The 17,569-nt window shown below is 61.3% G+C and carries 16 protein-coding genes and 1 riboswitch; of the genes, 12 read left to right on the top strand and 4 right to left on the bottom strand.

The features are described 5' to 3' along the window. Positions 1-5: 5 nt before the first annotated feature. A complete protein-coding gene (gene purD, locus TRM7557_RS08305; protein WP_058289762.1) occupies positions 6-1,268 on the bottom strand; it encodes a phosphoribosylamine--glycine ligase in 1,263 nt (420 codons plus the stop codon). A gap of 191 nt (positions 1,269-1,459) precedes the next feature. Between purD and xseA the strand changes: the two genes are divergently transcribed. Then, a complete protein-coding gene (gene xseA / locus TRM7557_RS08310; protein ID WP_058289763.1) occupies positions 1,460-2,893 on the top strand; it encodes an exodeoxyribonuclease VII large subunit in 1,434 nt (477 codons plus the stop codon). Here xseA and TRM7557_RS08315 read toward each other — a convergent pair. Then, the gene (locus TRM7557_RS08315; protein ID WP_058289764.1) at positions 2,890-3,279 is read right to left on the bottom strand and encodes a hypothetical protein; all 390 of its coding nucleotides are present in this window, start codon (positions 3,277-3,279) and stop codon (positions 2,890-2,892) included. The two genes, xseA and TRM7557_RS08315, sit on opposite strands and share 4 nt — an antisense overlap. Further along, the gene (locus TRM7557_RS20380) at positions 3,276-3,410 is read right to left on the bottom strand and encodes a hypothetical protein (RefSeq protein WP_268873717.1); all 135 of its coding nucleotides are present in this window, start codon (positions 3,408-3,410) and stop codon (positions 3,276-3,278) included. The genes TRM7557_RS08315 and TRM7557_RS20380 overlap by 4 nt, the downstream gene beginning before the upstream one ends. Positions 3,411-3,457: 47 nt before the next feature. Here TRM7557_RS20380 and ftsY point away from each other — a divergent pair, with 47 nt between their 5' ends. The 4 genes from ftsY to TRM7557_RS08335 all read left to right on the top strand — a co-directional run bounded on the left by ftsY (position 3,458) and on the right by TRM7557_RS08335 (position 6,661). Continuing rightward, complete coding sequence (gene ftsY / locus TRM7557_RS08320) at positions 3,458-4,624, top strand: signal recognition particle-docking protein FtsY (protein WP_058289765.1); 1,167 nt, start codon at positions 3,458-3,460, stop codon at positions 4,622-4,624. Beyond that, on the top strand, positions 4,621-5,523 hold the full coding sequence (locus TRM7557_RS08325) for an EamA family transporter (protein ID WP_058289766.1): 903 nt from the start codon (positions 4,621-4,623) through the stop codon (positions 5,521-5,523). Before ftsY ends, TRM7557_RS08325 begins: the two co-directional genes overlap by 4 nt. 48 nt (positions 5,524-5,571) lie before the next feature. Beyond that, on the top strand, positions 5,572-6,189 hold the full coding sequence (locus tag TRM7557_RS08330) for an inner membrane-spanning protein YciB (protein WP_058289767.1): 618 nt from the start codon (positions 5,572-5,574) through the stop codon (positions 6,187-6,189). 175 nt (positions 6,190-6,364) lie between these two features. Beyond that, a complete protein-coding gene (locus TRM7557_RS08335; protein ID WP_058289768.1) occupies positions 6,365-6,661 on the top strand; it encodes a hypothetical protein in 297 nt (98 codons plus the stop codon). Positions 6,662-6,665: 4 nt separating this feature from the next. Here TRM7557_RS08335 and TRM7557_RS08340 read toward each other — a convergent pair whose 3' ends face one another. Then, on the bottom strand, positions 6,666-7,598 hold the full coding sequence (locus tag TRM7557_RS08340; protein WP_058289769.1) for an alpha/beta hydrolase: 933 nt from the start codon (positions 7,596-7,598) through the stop codon (positions 6,666-6,668). A gap of 155 nt (positions 7,599-7,753) precedes the next feature. Then, positions 7,754-7,832, top strand: a riboswitch (SAM riboswitch). A 67-nt stretch (positions 7,833-7,899) separates the two neighbouring features. On the opposite strand from TRM7557_RS08340, the gene metZ reads away from it, so the two are divergent. The 7 genes from metZ (at position 7,900) to ptsP (ending at position 17,393) form a co-directional block, all read left to right on the top strand. After that, entirely contained in the window at positions 7,900-9,087 is a 1,188-nt protein-coding gene (gene metZ, locus TRM7557_RS08345; protein ID WP_058289770.1) for an O-succinylhomoserine sulfhydrylase, read from the top strand. Between the two features lie 221 nt (positions 9,088-9,308). Then, positions 9,309-10,412: a GTP cyclohydrolase FolE2 gene (gene folE2, locus TRM7557_RS08350; RefSeq protein WP_058289771.1), complete on the top strand. Its 1,104-nt coding sequence runs from the start codon at positions 9,309-9,311 to the stop codon at positions 10,410-10,412. Positions 10,413-10,745: 333 nt separating this feature from the next. Further along, positions 10,746-11,471 (top strand): hypothetical protein, encoded by a 726-nt coding sequence (locus tag TRM7557_RS19740; RefSeq protein WP_058289772.1) that lies wholly within the window; start codon positions 10,746-10,748, stop codon positions 11,469-11,471. A gap of 80 nt (positions 11,472-11,551) precedes the next feature. Next, a complete protein-coding gene (locus TRM7557_RS08360; protein ID WP_058289773.1) occupies positions 11,552-13,000 on the top strand; it encodes a TrkH family potassium uptake protein in 1,449 nt (482 codons plus the stop codon). A gap of 134 nt (positions 13,001-13,134) precedes the next feature. Next, positions 13,135-14,370, top strand: a complete 1,236-nt coding sequence (locus tag TRM7557_RS08365; protein WP_058289774.1) for an aspartate kinase — start codon at positions 13,135-13,137, stop codon at positions 14,368-14,370. A 107-nt stretch (positions 14,371-14,477) separates the two neighbouring features. Continuing rightward, positions 14,478-14,864 (top strand): DUF4260 domain-containing protein, encoded by a 387-nt coding sequence (locus TRM7557_RS08370; protein ID WP_058289775.1) that lies wholly within the window; start codon positions 14,478-14,480, stop codon positions 14,862-14,864. A gap of 288 nt (positions 14,865-15,152) precedes the next feature. Beyond that, on the top strand, positions 15,153-17,393 hold the full coding sequence (gene ptsP, locus TRM7557_RS08375; RefSeq protein WP_058289776.1) for a phosphoenolpyruvate--protein phosphotransferase: 2,241 nt from the start codon (positions 15,153-15,155) through the stop codon (positions 17,391-17,393). Positions 17,394-17,569 lie beyond the last annotated feature (176 nt).

Raw genomic sequence — 17,569 nt, forward strand, 5'->3', positions numbered from 1 at the left:
CAATCTTACAGCGCGCGCCAGCCAATGTCGCGGCGCACAAAACCTTCGGGCCAGTCGATCGCATCGACCATTGCATAGGCGCGGTCGCGGGCCTCTTGCAGGCTGTCACCGCGGGCAGTCACGTTCAACACGCGTCCACCGGTGGCCAGGATCTTGCCTGCGTCCTCTTTGGTGCCCGCGTGGAACACCATATTCATGCTGTCCTCGGGCAGGGCGTCCAGGCCTTTGATCTCGGTGCCTTTCTCGTAAGCCCCCGGATAGCCTGCTGCCGCCATCACCACGGTGATCGCATGGTCATCGGCCCAATTCGCGCGCGCCTCTGACAGGCGGCCTTCGGCTGCAGCCTGCAAAAGGTCCAGCACCTGACCGCCCAGACGCATCATCAGCACCTGACATTCCGGGTCGCCAAAGCGCACATTGTATTCCACCAGACGCGGCTGGCCGTCCTTGATCATCAGACCGGCATAAAGCACCCCTTGATAGGGGGTGCCGCGCTCGGCCATGACGCGCATCGTGGGTTTGACGATCTCTTCCATCGCCTTCTGTTCGATTTCGGCGGTCAGCACCGGCGCGGGGGAATAGGCGCCCATGCCGCCGGTGTTGGGGCCGGTGTCGCCTTCGCCGACGCGCTTGTGATCCTGCGCGGATCCCACCGACAGCACCTCTTCGCCGTCGACCAGCACAAACAGCGACGCCTCTTCGCCTTCCATGAATTCTTCGATCACGACCTCGGCGCCGGCACCACCAAAAGCGCCACCGAACATGTCGTCAATCGCGTCCAGCGCGGTCTGTTCGTCCATGGCGATAATCACACCTTTGCCCGCCGCAAGCCCGTCGGCTTTGACGACGGTGGGCGCGCCATGTTCGCGCACATGTGCCTTCGCGGCCTCTGCATCGGTGAAATGGCCATAGCCTGCGGTCGGTGCCTTCGCCGCGTCGCAGACCTCTTTGGTAAAGCTTTTGGATGCCTCCAGTTTCGCAGCCTCGCCCGAGGGGCCAAAGACCAGAATGCCCGCTTCGCGCAAGCGGTCCGCCACACCTGCGGCCAGCGGCGCTTCGGGGCCGATGATGACAAAATCAATGGCGTTTTCTTCGGCAAAGCGCACCACCGCGCCGCCGTTCTCTGCATCCAGGTCCGCGCATTCCGCGATCTGCGCGATGCCCGCATTGCCCGGCGCCACAATCAGCTTGTCGCATTTCGGGTTCTGCTTGACCGCCCATGCCAGCGCATGTTCGCGCCCGCCGCTGCCGAGGATGAGGATGTTCATGTGCCATGGCTCCGCTTGATGTTCTCGGGACCTCATAGGGGCTTCGGCGAAAGAGGGCAAGATTACCCTTGGTTCACACGAAAGAGTTTCAGGTTTTCGCGATGGCTGCGCGGGGGTTTAGAACGGCTTGGCCTTGCCTCGGCACTCCCTTATGGTTGGGACAAATCAAGACCATTTCCCGAGGCACACCCATGGCAGACCTGTTCGAAGACCCGCAACCAGCGGCAGGTGAGAACGCACCGGAATTCACCGTTTCCGAGCTTTCGGGCGAGGTGAAGCGCACGCTTGAGGGATCTTTTGGCCGTATCCGGGTGCGCGGCGAAGTGGGGCGTGTGTTCAAAGCGCGTTCGGGCCATCTGTATTACGACATCAAGGACGACAAATCCGTGCTGGCCTGCACCACGTGGAAGGGGCAGATCTCGGGCTTGTCGGTGGTGCCGGAAGAGGGGCTCGAGGTCGTGGTCACCGGGCGTCTGACGGCGTTTGGGGCGCAGTCGAAATACAATATGAACGTTGATGAGGTCGCCGTTGCGGGGCAAGGCGCGCTGATGGCGTTGTTGGAAAAACGCAAGGCCCAGCTGGCCGCCGAAGGGCTGTTTGCGCCGGAACGCAAACAGCCGATCCCGTTTCTGCCGCAGTTTATTGGCGTTGTAACCTCCCCCTCGGGGGCGGTGATCCGCGATATTTTGCACCGCCTGCGCGACCGTTTCCCCCGCAAGGTGCTGGTCTGGCCCGTCGCTGTGCAGGGGCAGAACTGTGCGGCTGAGGTGGCGCATGCGATCAATGGCTTCAACCAGTTCACACCCGGCGGTGCGCTGCCACGCCCGGATCTGATTATTGTCGCCCGGGGGGGCGGCTCGATCGAAGACCTCTGGGGGTTCAACGAAGAGATCGTGGCCCGCGCCGCCGCCGCAAGTCAGATCCCGCTGATCTCGGCCGTGGGGCATGAAACGGACACCACGCTAATTGACTATGTCTCGGACCTGCGCGCGCCGACGCCGACGGCGGCGGCGGAACATGCGGTGCCGGTGCGCCTTGAACTGATGGCTTGGGCCGACAGCATGGGCGCACGTCTGACGCGCGGCGCGGGCCAAGCGGTGCAGCTGCGCCGCCAGCGTCTGAACGATCTGTCCCGGGCGCTGCCGCGCCCTGAAACCCTTCTGGAGACCCCGCGCCAGCGGCTGGACCGGATTGTCGACCGGCTGCCCAATGCGCTGATCGCGGGCGTGCAGCGGCGCAAAATCGCACTGAGCGAGACCGCCGCGTCCCTGCGCCCCGCAACCCTGCGGGCCTTGGTGGACAAACGCGCCGACAATCTGCGCCACCTGTCCTCGCGGCTTACGGTGCGGCCAATTGAGCGGGATCTGACCCAGAAACAGGACCGCCTTGGCGCGCTGGCGCAACGGCTGGAGGCGGCGCAACTGGCGCGGATTGACCGGCAGGGGCAGGTGCTCAAGGCTGCATCCCGCCAGCTTGACATCCTCAGCTACAAGGCGACGCTGGACCGGGGCTATGCGGTGGTGCGGGCGGGGGATCAGCTGGTCACCAATACCGCACAGGCCAAGGCGGCGGATGTGCTGTCGATCGAATTTGCCGATGGTAAAGTGGATGTGGCGAAAGGTTAGACCCCGACCTCGGGGCCGAGGCAGATCATGTCTTCCTGCGTTTCGCGTGCCTCATAAAGTTCCAGCGTGCTGTCTTCGCCTGCGAAACGCGCAATCAACCCAGTTGCGGTTTCGGTGAACTGCCAGCACTGCGGGGCGTCGCGGTCCTCGTAAAGAAAGCAGATATTGCCGTCCTGAGGATACCAGATCCCGTCGTTGCATTCGCCGTCAAGGAAAGACCAGGTCACCCGCCGACCAGGCAGGTAGCGTTCGGCCCCGTAAGCCTGGCCGCCTTGCCCATAGATCAGAGTGCGCCCGCTGGTGTAGCGTTCAAAGTCTTCGGCGCTCATCTGGGCGTGGGCCAGAACAGGCGCAAGGCAGAGGGTCAGGATCAGCGGCAATCTCATGCGCCCAAACTGCCCGCTTGCGGGATCTGCGCCAAGGGGTCTTTGTGCATTTCCTCGATTTGCGCGCCGCAGGTGGGGAAAATTACGGCCTCAAAGGTGCCATCTGCTTTGCAACCGGCGGCAATCGGCATTAGGTGAGGGCGGTAAGAGACCAAACGAACCTGACCCGGAGACCCCGATGGCGCTTTTTGCGAAGCTGAAAGAACGGCTGCTGAAATCTTCTTCCCGCCTGTCAAAGGAAGTGGACGCCATTGTTGAAGAGGGGGCGTCCGAGGCCCCCGCAGAGGTTTCTGGTGCAGGGGCGTCTGCTGCAGCGCCTGCTAGCCCTGAACCGCGCGCCCCTGCGCCGCAACCCGCGCCGCAAGTGGAAAGCGCGCCTGTGGCACCGGCAGAGGTGACACCCGCAGCAGCCCCGGCCCCAGCCCCAGCCCCCGCCGCAGAGCCGGAGGTGCCGAAAAAGCCGGGTCTTCTGGGTCGCCTGATGGGCCGCACCGCCCCAAGCGAGCCGCGCCGGGTGCTGGATGATGATATGCTCGAGAGCCTCGAGGAGATGCTGATCGCCGCCGATATGGGGGTCGACACCGCACTGCGCGTCACCGCCAATCTGGCCGAGGGACGGATGGGCAAGCGGGTGTCGTCCCGCGAAATCCGCGAGCTGCTGGCGCAGGAAATTGCGCGGATCATGGAAAATGTCGCGAAGCCCTTGCCGATTTACCCCAAAAAACCGCAGGTGGTTCTGGTGGTTGGTGTGAACGGATCGGGCAAGACCACGACCATTGGCAAGCTGGCCAGCCAGTTCCGCGCCGCCGGTAAGAAAGTGGTGATTGCCGCGGGCGACACGTTCCGCGCCGCCGCTGTTGAACAGCTGCAGGTCTGGGGCGACCGCGCCGGTGTGCCGGTGCTGACTGCGCCCGAAGGGTCCGATCCGGCAAGCCTGGCTTTTGATGCCATGACCAAGGCCGAAGCTGACGGTGCGGATCTTCTGATGATCGACACCGCCGGCCGTCTGCAGAACCGCGCCGATCTGATGGAGGAGCTGGCCAAGATCGTCCGCGTGATCCGCAAGAAGGACGACAGCGCGCCGCATAACACCCTGCTGGTGTTGGATGCGACCACCGGTCAGAACGCGCTAAGCCAAGTTGAGACCTTCAAGAAACTGGCCGATGTGTCGGGGCTGGTGATGACCAAACTGGACGGCACCGCCAAGGGCGGCGTGCTGGTGGCGCTGGCCGATAAATTCGCCCTGCCGATCCATGCGATTGGCGTGGGCGAGCAGATCGACGACCTGTCCCCCTTTGACCCGGAAGAATTTGCCGCCGCTCTGACCGGGCTTGATAAAGGATGAGCGACTGGCTGATCTCGCTGGAGGGCACCGAAGCAGGCCATCAGGTCGCGCTGGCGCTTGCCGTGATGGCGGCGTTTCTGCATGCGGTCTTTGGTGCGCTGCAAAAGGGGCGCCATGACCCGTGGCTGAGCCGGGGCGCTATTGATGCCTCTTACGGGTTGATGGCCGCGCCTTTTGCGCTGTTTGTGGTCCCCTGGCCCGAAGCGCATATGTGGCCCATCTTTGTCGGCGTCTTTGTGATCCATGTGGCCTATAAGGTCTTGCAGGCCATGGCCTACACCAAGGGCGCGTTCACCGTGGTCTATCCGGTGGTGCGCGGCACCGGGCCCTTGTTTGCGGTGATCGGGGCCTATTGGCTGTTTGGCGAGAGCTTTACGCTGGTGCAATGGGCTGGTGTTGGGGTCCTGTTGATGGGGATCTTTGGTCTTGCGGTTTATAATTTCATCTTTCTTGAGACCGCGCGCGACACCTTGGGGATTGCGCTGGTTCTGGCGCTGATGACGGGTTTCTTTGTGGCGCTTTACACCACATATGACGCCTACGGCATTCGCGCGACGGCGGATCCGTTCACGTTTCTGGCGTGGTTTTTCATGATCGACGGGATCGCCATGCCGCCCTATGCGCTGTGGCGGTGGAGCCGGATGGAAGACCGCCCGGCGCTGGGCCCGCTGATGAAACGCGGTGTGATTGGTGGCTTTGTGGCTTTTGCGTCCTTCGGGTCGATCATGCTGGCCACGCGCCTCGACAAAGTGGGCGAGGCGGCTGTGCTGCGCGAGACCTCGACCGTGTTTGCCGCCCTGATTGGCTGGCTGGTGCTGAAAGAAACCGTGGGGCCGCGCCGGATTGCGCTGATGGCCCTGATCGCGCTGGGCGCGGTGATTGTGGAAATGGGCGGGTAACCCCCGCGTGCAATTTAGGGCGGCTGTCGCCTGCAGGGAGACGTGACAATGGCGGAGCAGAAGAAGATCAACCCAATGGTCAAAACGCTTTTGGAGCTGGGGCCGGTGGTGCTGTTCTTTGTGGCTTATCTGAAGCTGAAAGATGAAGTGTTCCAGATCGCGGGCACCGACTATGCGGGCTTTATCGTGGTGACTGCGGCCTTTGTGCCTTTGATGGTGGCCTCGACGCTGGTGCTGTGGCGGCTGACCGGCGTTTTGTCCAAGATGCAGGTGCTGACGCTGGTGATGATCGTGCTGTTTGGCGGCTTGTCGGTCTGGTTCAATGACGAACGCTTCTTCAAAATGAAGCCGACGATGATCTACCTGATGTTCGGCGGAATTATCGGCTTTGGCCTGCTGCGCGGCGAAAGCTACCTGCGGGTGGTCATGGAAGAGATGATGCCGCTGCAGCCCGAGGGCTGGATGATCCTCACCCGCCGCATGTGCGCGTTCTTCTTTGCGCTGGCGGTTGCAAACGAGGCAATCTGGCGGACGCAATCCACAGACACCTGGGTCTACTTCAAAACCTTTGGCCTGACGGCTGCGATGTTTGTGTTCTTTATGGCGCAGGGCAAGCTGTTCTCGGCCTATGGGATCGAAGAAGACGGGGCCTCAGAAGACGGCTGAGACCCGCCGGAGTGACCTGTTGCCTGCTGCGGGCAACTGGGGCGAATTTGGGCTGCGAAATATTACATCCGATCACAATCACTCACGAAGGGGGCATGCGGCAGTATGGCCCCTTTGTTTTTGCGTGAACGCTGCGAATGTCTTCTCAGGACGCGTCGCTTTAGTGAGGATCACAATGATTTTGGCCGCTGTCACCCTTGCCGCTGCTGTGCTGGGCAGCCTGATGCCGCTGCGCTGGGGCACGCCGGGGTTTGTCGTAAGTGCGATCTGCCTGTTTCTGGCGCAGGCCGCGCTGAACACGGCGACCGGGTTTGAAGGCACCTCGATCGAAGAAAGCCTGCTGTTGTTCGGCGGCTCCTACGTGTCCTACATCGGCTTCAATCTACAGATCACCTATCGCGCCTTTGCGATCCCTATGATCGCGCTGTCACTGCCGCTGGTCTATCGGCTGACCCGCAAGCAGGCATCCTGAGCGGTCAGATCCGCTGCCAGATCGGCATTGGTGCGGGCAGGGGACCGGGGTTCAGCAGGCGCGACCAGCGCGGCGCGGGCCGGTCTGGCTGGATCTGCTGCAGCTGTGCCAGCGGATTGCGGTCGGTCTTGCGGATCAGGCGTTTGTAAAACCGCAGCGCGCCGGGACGCATATAGGACGACCAGTGGCAGATGCGGTGTTCGGGCAGGCCAATATCATGCCCCATCTGCCGCAGATGTTCGAGCGTTTGAAGGCAGTCGAGCTGCAGGGTTACCGCATTGGGGGCCTGCAACCCATGACCAATGGCCAGATCGCCCCGTGTGGGACGCGCCGCGAGCCGTTCGAACAGGAAATCGAAGGGGTCGTTTTCGCGGGTGGTCACATTGAAGAACTCAAGGCTGCGCCCGGCCGGTGTGTTCAGCGCCGCTTCGGCCTGACTGCGATACATTGCGCCGGTCAGCGAAATGATCCGGTCCACTGCGCCTGCGGGCAGGTCCGACAGGGCATCCAATGCGACCTTGGTGCCAAGCGAATGGCCAATAATGTGGACAGGGCGGTGCGGCGCAACCGTATGAATACGGTTCACAACAGAGGCCAGCGCGGACCCGGCCGCGCGCGTGCGCCCCAAGGCCGCCGAAAACCCGCCACGGGCGTTCCAGCCAAAGGCAATGGCCAGACCTTCGTCCGCATGCCCCAGACCAAACCCCAGATGCCGCGGCCAAGAGGGCGCGCGCCATGGCAGGTGGTCGGGGTCCAGCGACAGAATGTGGCGGTGCGGGCAGTGGTAGGGGTTGCCGGGTTCATATTTGAAGCCGTGTATCATCACCACCACAGGGCCTGTATTCTGGGCCTCTGCTTCCAGAACCGCCTCCAGTTCCACGGGGCGCCCATGGGCCACAGCCTTGTCGCCTTGGGCATTCATACGGATCACTGCCATTTTGGTCCCCACACCTGATTTGCCAGCCGCATTGTTTTGCGTTTCTCCCAGCCGGTACCGGCAAAGCGTAACGGGCGCATGACAGGCTGGTGAATTGACAGTGACGCGGACGGGCCTGCCTATTGACTGAGCGTCGCGACGGGCGTACCAAACGCGGGACTACCCGTGGCGATTTGTTTACCGGATTGCGGGCCACGTAAAACAAACCGCTAAAGAGGTCAGGACGTAAGGACTCCCCTTCGCTTGGCCGATTGGGAGTTTTTTTATGCGCAATCAAAGGGATCGCGCGAGGAGAAGACAGATGAGCGAGAGCTGGAACAAACGCACCAAGCTGGTCCATGGCGGCACCCGTCGCAGTCAATACAATGAGGTGAGCGAGTCGATCTTCCTCACCCAGGGATTTGTCTATGACACCGCCGAACAGGCAGAGCAGCGGTTTATCGAACTGGGCGAGGATGAGTTCATCTATGCCCGCTACGGCAACCCGACCGTGGCCATGTTCGAAGAACGGATTGCGATGCTGGAAGGGGCCGAAGACGCCTTTGCCACCGCATCCGGCATGGCGGCTGTGAACGGTGCGCTGACCTCGATGCTGAAAGCGGGCGATCACGTTGTCTCTGCCAAGGCGCTGTTTGGCTCCTGTCTCTATATCCTCGAGAACATCCTGACGCGGTATGGCGTAGAGGTGACATTTGTCGACGGTACCAATCTGGACGAATGGCGCGCGGCTGTGCGCCCTGACACCAAAGCCGTGTTCTTTGAAAGCATGTCGAACCCGACGCTCGAGGTGATCGACATCAAATCCGTGGCCGAGATCGCCCATTCTGTCGGCGCCACCGTGGTCATTGACAATGTGTTCTCGACCCCGGTGTTCTCTGACGCAATTGCGCAGGGCGCCGATGTGGTGATCTATTCCGCGACCAAACACATTGACGGCCAGGGCCGGGTGCTGGGCGGTGTGATCCTTGGCTCCAAGGAGTATATCCGCGGCACGCTTGAGCCTTACATGAAGCACACCGGCGGCGCGCTCAGCCCGTTTTCAGCCTGGGTGCTGCTGAAAGGTCTGGAAACCATGGATCTGCGGGTGCAGGCGCAGGCGACCTCTGCGCTGGCGATTGCCGAGGCCCTTGAGGGGCACGCAGCGCTGCAGCGCACCATCTATCCGGGTCTGGCATCCCACGCGCAGAACGACCTGATCCAGACACAGCTGGGCGGCAAGGGCGGCACCGTGCTGTCCTTGGACCTGAAGGGCGGCAAGGACGCGGCGTTCAAATTCCTGGATGCGCTGACCATTCCGGTGATTTCCAACAACCTCGGCGACGCGAAATCCATCGCCACCCACCCGGCAACCACCACCCACCAGCGTCTGTCAGATGAACAGAAGGTGGATCTGGGCATTGCGCCGGGTCTGGTGCGGATCTCCATTGGTCTGGAGGACACCGATGATCTGATTGCCGATCTGAAGCAGGCGCTGGCGGCGGCCAGCTAAGCCAGCGTGGTGTGAACGTTAAAAAGGGCGGTTGCGTTCCGGCGCGACCGCCCTATATGCGTCTCACCCAAAGAAACCCTAGGTGGGAGGGCGCTTTTGGTCCGAAACCGGCCTGAAAAGGCCGTTTTTGAATGAACCTTTTGCGCTGCACCCCCCTAATAGGGTAGGAAATCCCACATCTGGGCCCCGTGCCCGGTTTTTAGGCAGTCGGAGGATCGACGATGAACATCTATTCGCGCAATCGGGAGAGCGCCCCGGACCGCGAAACGGCTGCCGAAGCCCTGGAGGTCCTGCGGGACTGGGCTGCCACCGCGACCGAGACCGAGATCGCGCAGATGGACCCGGCCATTGCCCGTCTGCTGCCCGGTCGCGAAGTGACCAATTACCCCGAACTGTCCCGTCACTATGACGAAGACTTCAAAGCGGATGAGAACTACCGTGCGACCCTGCCGGACCTGCAGAACGGGCCGACCAGCCTGATCCGTGGGGCGCAGGAACAGATCCAGCACGTGGGCATTTCCAACTTCCGCCTGCCGATCCGCTTCCACACCCGCGATGCGGGTGATCTGCTGCTGGAAACATCTGTCACAGGGTCCGTCAGCCTGCAGGCTGAAAAGAAGGGCATCAATATGTCCCGGATCATGCGGTCGTTCTATAAGCACGCGGAAAAGACCTTTTCGTTCGAGGTCATGGAACATGCGCTCGAGGATTACCTGACCGATCTCGACAGCGGCGATGCGCGTCTGCAGATGCGGTTCTCTTTCCCGGCGAAAATCGAAAGCCTGCGGTCTGGCCTGTCAGGGTATCAGTATTACGACATTGCGCTGGAACTGGTGCAGACCGGCGGCGAGCGTCACGAGATCATCCATCTCGATTATGTCTATTCTTCCACGTGCCCCTGTTCGCTGGAGCTGTCCGAGCACGCGCGTCAGTCGCGCGGCCAGCTGGCGACCCCGCATTCGCAGCGCTCTGTCGCGCGCATCTCGGTGCAGGTGGAACGTGACCAGCCGATCCTGTGGTTCGAGGATCTGATCGACCACTGCCGCCGCGCGGTGCCGACCGAGACCCAAGTCATGGTCAAACGCGAAGACGAGCAGGCCTTTGCCGAACTGAATGCCGCCAACCCGATCTTCGTCGAAGATGCCGCGCGGCTGTTCTGCGAAGCGCTGCAAAGCGATGGCCGCATTGCCGATTTCCGCATTGTCGCCAGCCATCAGGAAAGCCTGCACAGCCATGACGCCGTGTCCGTGCTGACGCAGGGGCCGATGTTTGCCTCGGCGAGCCTGGATCCACAGCTGTTCTCGACCCTGATTCATCGCGGATAAACCCGCGCCCTTACCGAAGGGTAGGGGTTTGGTGCAATAATCAGGCGCAAAATCTGAGCCAATATTTGCCGTGCCGCGGATTTTTGCCGCAGCGCGGCATTTTTTCTGCTGATGCCTCGTTTTCCTGTGTTAGGCTTTGGCCATAGCGCGGCGATTTTGCCCGTCACGGGCCCTGTTCCGCGCCTCTAGTTCAGGAGTGCGCATGTTAAGTTCAGCCTATTCCTTTTCGGGATGGCCCTGCACAACAGGGGCCAAACGGCGCCTGTGTCAGACCGGACTTTGGTGCGCATCTGTTGTCTGTCCCAAGATCGCTGCACGACCCGAGGAGGTCTCATGATCCGCTTTGAAGGTTTTTCTGACTACCCCAAATCCCCGCAGGCCTGGGCCGGTTATGCTGTGGGCACGCAAGTAAAAATGCTGCGCGCGGCTGCCTCCGTTGCAGCCAATGCCCCCGCCCAGCAGATGCAGATTGCCCAGGCGCTGCTGAAAGCACAGCAGGATATGCTGGGCATTGCGACACCAGCACCGACCGTGACGCCGACCGCGCTCAAACCTGCGCCGAAACCCGCGGCCAAGGCCGCCCCGAAAAAACCGGCGGCCAAGAAGGCGGCACCGGCGCGCAAAACAGCCCCGAAAACCAGCACCAAGGCAGAGGCCGCCCCGGCAGCGAAAACCGCACCAGCGGCAAAGCCTGCGCCTGCGGAACCCAAAGCCCCCGCTGCGGTCAAAGCCGAGGCCAAGCCACCCGCCAAACCCGCCGCCAAACCTGCCGCAAAAACCGCCGCGAAACCAGCCGCCAAGGCGCCTGCGCGGAAAACTGCGCCGAAAACCCCGGTAAAAGCCGCCCCCAAAGCCGCCGCTCCAAAGGTCGCGCCCGAGCCGGCTGAGGAAGCGCCCGCTGTCAGCAATGCCGCAGCCGAGACATTGGCTGCAAACCGTCGCCGCGGCACACGCGCCCCGTCCAAACCGCCAAGTCTGCCCTTGGGCGAGCCGATGCAGCCCGAGGCAAAGGCCACAATCGCCAAAACGCCTGCTAAAACCACCGAGGGCGGCGAATAAGCCACCCTTGACCTGATGGCAGCGCCCCGGACTGCGCCAGATGCTTGACTCTGGCTGCGGGCGTTGCCAACGGTGCACCCATGCTGGATCTGCGCCCTGTCCTTTATGTCATTGGCCTGCTCGTCACCATTCTTGGGGCGACCATGGTCTTTCCGCTTCTGATCGACCTTTATGATGGCAACGGCCAATGGCCGGTGTTTCTGGAAAGCGCGATCATCTCCATCCTTGTGGGGGGGCTTTTGGCGCTCAGCTGTGCCAATGCCGTTGGCCGCGGGCTGGATATCCGCCAAACCTTTCTTTTGACCACCTCTGTCTGGGTGGCGCTGCCCTTGTTTGGCGCGCTGCCGATGATGCTGGGCGCCACGCAGCTGTCGTTCACCGATGCGTTCTTTGAGGCCATGTCGGGCATGACCACGACCGGCTCCACGGTGATTTCCGGCCTTGATGACCTGCCGCGCGGCATTCTGCTGTGGCGGGGCATTCTGCAATGGCTGGGCGGCATCGGGATCATTGTTGTCGCCATGGTGTTCCTGCCGGAACTCAAGGTTGGTGGCATGCAGATCTTTAAATCCGAGGCCTTTGATACCATGGGGAAAATCTTGCCCCGCGCACAGGCGATCGCGACGCAGATCTCGACCATCTATTTTGTTCTGACCGTCATTTGTGCGTTGGTCTATACCATCCTTGGCATGGGCCTGTTTGACGCGCTGGTGCATGCGCTGACAACGATGTCGACGGGCGGGTTTTCCAACTATGACGGATCGTTCGGGACGTTTTCGGGGCCTGCGGAATATGCGGCTGCGGTGTTTATGATCCTCGCGGCACTGCCGTTTGTCCGCTACGTGCAGCTGATCAATGGCCAGTCCAAACCGCTGTTTCGCGACAGTCAGATCCAGACCTTTCTGGCGACCATTGCTGTGCTGGTGATCGTGACCGCGAGCGTGCTGGTCTATGTCTTCCCGCATCACCCAGAGCAGGCGGTGCGCGAGGCGCTGTTTAACATTGTGTCGATCATGTCGGGCACTGGCTATGCCTCGGTGGACTATATGGCCTGGGGGCCGTTCCTGATTATGATCTTCTTCTTTCTGGGGCTGATCGGCGGCTGCGCGGGGTCGACTGCCTGTTCGGTCAAGATCTTCCGCTATCAGCTGCTGTTTGCGGCCATCCGGGTGCAGGTGCAACGGATCCGGTCGCCCAATGGAGTCTTTGTGACGCGCTATGCGGGCCGTCCGGTGACGCCTGATGTGCTCAGCTCTGTTATTTCGTTTTTCATGTTCTTTGTGGTCACGATTGGCATTGTGGCTTGGGCGCTTGCGCTGACGGGGCTGGATTTCATCACCTCGATTTCTGGCGCGGCGACGGCGGTGGCCAATATTGGTCCGGGCCTTGGCGATACCATTGGTCCTGCAGGGAATTTCAGCAGCCTGAATGACACCGCAAAATGGATCCTGTCGCTGGCAATGCTGATCGGGCGGCTGGAGCTTTTGGCGGTGTTTGCGATCTTCACCCTCCGGTTCTGGCGGAGTTGACCTCCGTTATATAGGAATATTGCGGAAAACGGGCCTCTGGCGACATAAAGACCCGCTTGGGTCTTGCACGTGGCTTAACGCTCGCCTATTCAGCCGCGAACCGAAATTCCAGCTGCAGAAGGAGCGTGGCCCAGATGCCCACACTCGTGATGAAATTCGGCGGCACATCTGTCGCCAACCTGGACCGCATCCGCCGCGCCGCAAAACGCGTCGGCGTTGAAGTGGCCAAGGGCTATGACGTGATCGTCATCGTGTCGGCGATGTCCGGTAAGACCAATGAGCTGGTCGGCTGGGTCAACGAGACCTCGCCCCTGCATGATGCCCGCGAATACGATGCGGTTGTGTCCTCTGGTGAAAATGTCACCGCCGGTCTGATGGCGCTGACCCTGCAGGAAATGGGCGTGCCCGCACGCAGCTGGCAGGGCTGGCAGGTGCCGTTGAAGACCAACTCGGCGCATAGCCAGGCCCGGATCGAAGAGATCCCGCCAGAGAATATCAACGCGAAATTCGCCGAAGGCATGAAAGTCGCCGTGGTTGCAGGCTTCCAGGGGATTTCCCCCGAAGGCCGGATCACCACGCTGGGTCGGGGTGGGTCGGATACCACGGCAGTGGCTTTCGCTGCGGCCTTTGAAGCCGAGCGTTGCGACATCTACACCGATGTTGACGGGGTCTATACCACTGACCCGCGCATCTGTGAAAAGGCGCGCAAGCTCGATAAGATCGCCTTTGAAGAAATGCTGGAGCTGGCGTCGCTGGGCGCCAAGGTTCTGCAGACCCGTTCCGTTGAACTGGCAATGCGTTACAAGGTAAAGCTGCGGGTGCTCTCCAGCTTTGAAGAACAATCCGACGAGGCCGGCACGCTGGTCTGCGACGAGGAGGAAATCATGGAATCCAATGTTGTGGCCGGTGTGGCCTATTCCCGCGACGAAGCCAAACTGACTGCCGTTTCCGTGGCCGACCGCCCCGGTATCGCAGCAACGATCTTTGGCTGCCTGTCTGACGCTGGCGTCAATGTCGATATGATCGTTCAGAACATCTCGGACGACGGCCGCACCGATATGACCTTCTCTTGCCCGACCGATCAGGTCGCCCGCGCCGAAGTCGCGCTGGGGGACTACAAAGAGAAGGGCGAGCTGAACTTTGCCGAGGTGATCGCGGATACCGAGGTTGCGAAAGTGTCCGTCGTGGGCATTGGCATGCGCTCGCAATCCGGTGTGGCGGCCAAGATGTTCAAGGTGCTGTCGGATGAGGGCATCAACATCAAGGTCATCACCACCTCCGAGATCAAGATCTCTGTGCTGATCGAACGCAAATACATGGAACTGGCCGTTCAAGCTCTGCACGACGCGTTCGAGCTGGAAAAAGCCTGATCCAGACGGATTTGCCCCAATTCAAAGACCCCCGCCCGAAACGGCGGGGGTTTTTTGTTGGCCGCCCCGTGTCTATCTGAAACGGGCAACAGCGGCGGAGCGGGATCATGCGTGATACAATCATCTGGCAACGGGTCGAAGGCGCTTTGATCTTTGCGGGCTGTGTCACCCTGTGGTGGCATGTCCCGGATGCAGCCCCTGTCTGGGGGATTGTTCTGCTGTTTTTTGCCCCGGATCTGAGCTTTGCCGCCTATGGGGCCGGGCCACGGGTTGGGGCGTTTTTCTATAATTCGCTGCACAGCTATGGCACAGCGGCTGTTCTGCTGGTTCCGGGGATTGTTCTGGACGCCAGCTGGGCGCAGGTTGTCGGCGCGACCTGGCTAGGGCATGCGGGGTTTGACCGTATGCTGGGCTATGGGCTGAAGTCGGGAGGCGGGTTTCAGCTGACCCATCTGGGCAGAATCGGCGCCGCCAAAGAGGGGGCAGAGCCGTGAGCAAGAACGTCTTGTTATCTCAGTAGAAAATGCCGCGTCGCAGCAATTCGGGCTGCGCCAATGGCTTTTGGCGTCGAGGAATTGGGCAAGGCCACCGACCTTGCGTCGCTTTTGACGCGCTGACCTTTTGGCAGGGCTTGTCATAGGCGGCTGCGAACGCCACATTGCAAGTAACTGGGGCCTGCATGCGTAGGCCACAAGGGGAGGAGCACCCCGCCGCAGACCGAGCAATTCCCGCAAGTCAGACGGGCAGGATGTGGTGGGCAAGAACGCCGAGAAAGGCCAGACATGGCAGAGAACACCGAATCCGAGAGCCGCAAGCTGCTTGGCCGTCTTCGCGAGGCCATGGCCGGCGATGATGCGGGGCAGGCACGCCTGGACAAGATCACCCAGTTGATCGCGGACAGCATGGGAACCGAAGTGTGCTCGATCTATCTGTTCCGTGACGAAGAAACGCTCGAACTCTGCGCCACCGAAGGTCTGAACCGCGAATCCGTGCACCAGACCCGGATGCGCGTCGGCGAAGGCCTTGTGGGCCGTGTGGCGCGATCGGGCAAGGTGGTGAACACCGCTGATGCGCCGAACGCCCGTGGCTTCCGCTATATGCCGGAAACCGGGGAAGAGGCGTTTTCTTCCTTCCTTGGCATCCCGATCCAGCGGCTGGGCGAGATGATGGGCGTCTTGGTCGTGCAGTCGCGCGACAGCCGCGAATATACCGAAGACGCGGTCTATGCGCTTGAAGTGGTGGCCATGGTGATCGCCGAGATGACCGAGCTGGGCGCTTTTGTCGGCGAAGGCGCGGCGATGTCGGCGCTGCACCAGCAGCCGGTGCAGCTGGAAGGGGGCGTGGCGCAGGAAGGCGCGGCAGAGGGCCATATCTGGTTGCATGAGCCGCGTGTGGTTGTGACCAACCCCATTGCCGATGATCCGCACCGCGAGCTTGAACGCCTGCAAGAGGCCGTGGACGAACTGCGGGTTGGCGTCGATAAGATGCTCGAAGGCGCGCGCAGCGCCGACAAAGAACAGTTGCAGGTCTTGGAAACCTACCGAATGTTTGCCAATTCCAAAGGCTGGATGCGGCGGATGGAAGAAGACATCGCCCGCGGTCTGTCGGCCGAAGCGGCGGTGGAGAAGGAACAATCCTTGGCGCGCGGTCGCATGGCCAAGGCGCAGGATGCGTACCTGCGCGAACGGCTGAGCGATCTGGACGATCTGTCCAATCGCCTGCTGCGCATTCTGACCGGGCAGGGCCGGGAAACCGGGGCAGAGATGCCCGATGACCCGATCCTTGTGGCGCGCAATATTGGCCCGGCAGAGCTCTTGGATTATGGCCGCAAGCTGAAAGGCATTATCCTTGAGGAGGGCTCGGTTGGGTCGCATGCCGCGATCGTCGCACGCGCCTTGGCGATCCCCTTGGTGGTGCATGTGGGCCGTATTACGACCGAGGCGCTGAATGGCGACCATGTGCTGGTTGATGGCGATGTCGGCACGGTACATCTGCGCCCGGATGATCCTGTGACCAGCGCCTTCCGCGACAAGATCGCGATGCAGGCGCAGGCCAAAGAACGCTATGCCTCGATCCGCGACAAAGAAGCGGTGACGGTGGATGGCAAACGCATCCATATGATGATGAACGCGGGCCTGATGGCAGATCTGCCGTCGCTTGGCACCTCGGGCGCAGAAGGGGTGGGCCTGTTCCGCACCGAGCTGCAATTCCTGATCCGTAACCAGATGCCCAAACGGGCAGAGCTGGTGGAATCCTATGAACGCGTTCTGACCGCAGCCGGCGAAAAGCGCGTGGTCTTCCGAACGCTTGATATTGGGTCGGACAAGGTGCTGCCCTATATGAAACCCACGGATGAACCCAACCCGGCGCTCGGCTGGCGGGCGATCCGTGTGGGTCTGGACAAGCCCGGCGTCATGCGGATGCAGCTGCAGGCGCTGATGCGCGCGGCCAAAGGGCGTCCCCTGACCATCATGTTCCCCTTTGTCGCCCAGTTCGAAGAATACCGTCAGGCACGGCGTGAGGTCGACAAAACACTCGAACGCGAACGCAAGCTGGGGCATGTGTTGCCCGAAAGCATTGAGGTGGGCGCGATGCTGGAAACCCCGTCGCTGGGGTTTGCACCGTTGAAGTTCTTTGAAGAGGTGGATTTTGTCTCTATCGGCGGCAATGACCTCAAGCAGTTCTTCTTTGCGGCGGATCGTGAAAACGAACGGGTGCGCAAACGCTATGACACGCTGAATGCCAGCTTCCTGTCCTTTATCGAACGCGTGGTGGAGCGCTGCGATATGTGTGACACGCCGCTCAGCTTCTGTGGCGAAGACGCAGGCCGCCCGATCGAAGCTGTGTGCCTGGCTGCCATGGGCATCCGTTACTTGTCGATGCGCCCGGCGTCGATTGGGCCAGTGAAATCCTTGATGATGCGGGTCGATCTGGGAGAGCTGCGCAAGGTGATCTCGGACGCGCGCCATCGCGGCGAACAGAGCGTGCGCCCCTCTGTCATTCGGTATCTGCGCGAACTGTGATCGTCAGCACGACGCTGGAAAACAGACGAAAGCCGCTTCGCATTGCGTGAGGCGGCTTTTCTTTTTCTAACCTACTGAGCCATTTTGGCCCCTTTCTTCGTTCTAGATTGTCTTTTCTCAACATTTTTTCGGGTTTTGGCTTTTTCCCGCTCAGCCGCGGAGTTTTCCCCTAGGAT

Origin of the sequence: Tritonibacter multivorans (assembly GCF_001458415.1) — a bacterium.
Lineage (GTDB): Bacteria > Pseudomonadota > Alphaproteobacteria > Rhodobacterales > Rhodobacteraceae > Epibacterium > Epibacterium multivorans.

Bases quoted from the DNA above. Each gene is read 5' to 3' on its own strand.
- purD (WP_058289762.1), bottom strand. From the start codon at position 1,268: ATGAACATCCTCATCCTCGGCAGCGGCGGGCGCGAACATGCGCTGGCA.
- xseA (WP_058289763.1), top strand. From the start codon at position 1,460: ATGGCAGACCTGTTCGAAGACCCGCAACCAGCGGCAGGTGAGAACGCA.
- TRM7557_RS08315 (WP_058289764.1), bottom strand. From the start codon at position 3,279: ATGAGATTGCCGCTGATCCTGACCCTCTGCCTTGCGCCTGTTCTGGCC.
- TRM7557_RS20380 (WP_268873717.1), bottom strand. From the start codon at position 3,410: ATGCCGATTGCCGCCGGTTGCAAAGCAGATGGCACCTTTGAGGCCGTA.
- ftsY (WP_058289765.1), top strand. From the start codon at position 3,458: ATGGCGCTTTTTGCGAAGCTGAAAGAACGGCTGCTGAAATCTTCTTCC.
- TRM7557_RS08325 (WP_058289766.1), top strand. From the start codon at position 4,621: ATGAGCGACTGGCTGATCTCGCTGGAGGGCACCGAAGCAGGCCATCAG.
- TRM7557_RS08330 (WP_058289767.1), top strand. From the start codon at position 5,572: ATGGCGGAGCAGAAGAAGATCAACCCAATGGTCAAAACGCTTTTGGAG.
- TRM7557_RS08335 (WP_058289768.1), top strand. From the start codon at position 6,365: ATGATTTTGGCCGCTGTCACCCTTGCCGCTGCTGTGCTGGGCAGCCTG.
- TRM7557_RS08340 (WP_058289769.1), bottom strand. From the start codon at position 7,598: ATGGCAGTGATCCGTATGAATGCCCAAGGCGACAAGGCTGTGGCCCAT.
- metZ (WP_058289770.1), top strand. From the start codon at position 7,900: ATGAGCGAGAGCTGGAACAAACGCACCAAGCTGGTCCATGGCGGCACC.
- folE2 (WP_058289771.1), top strand. From the start codon at position 9,309: ATGAACATCTATTCGCGCAATCGGGAGAGCGCCCCGGACCGCGAAACG.
- TRM7557_RS19740 (WP_058289772.1), top strand. From the start codon at position 10,746: ATGATCCGCTTTGAAGGTTTTTCTGACTACCCCAAATCCCCGCAGGCC.
- TRM7557_RS08360 (WP_058289773.1), top strand. From the start codon at position 11,552: ATGCTGGATCTGCGCCCTGTCCTTTATGTCATTGGCCTGCTCGTCACC.
- TRM7557_RS08365 (WP_058289774.1), top strand. From the start codon at position 13,135: ATGCCCACACTCGTGATGAAATTCGGCGGCACATCTGTCGCCAACCTG.
- TRM7557_RS08370 (WP_058289775.1), top strand. From the start codon at position 14,478: ATGCGTGATACAATCATCTGGCAACGGGTCGAAGGCGCTTTGATCTTT.
- ptsP (WP_058289776.1), top strand. From the start codon at position 15,153: ATGGCAGAGAACACCGAATCCGAGAGCCGCAAGCTGCTTGGCCGTCTT.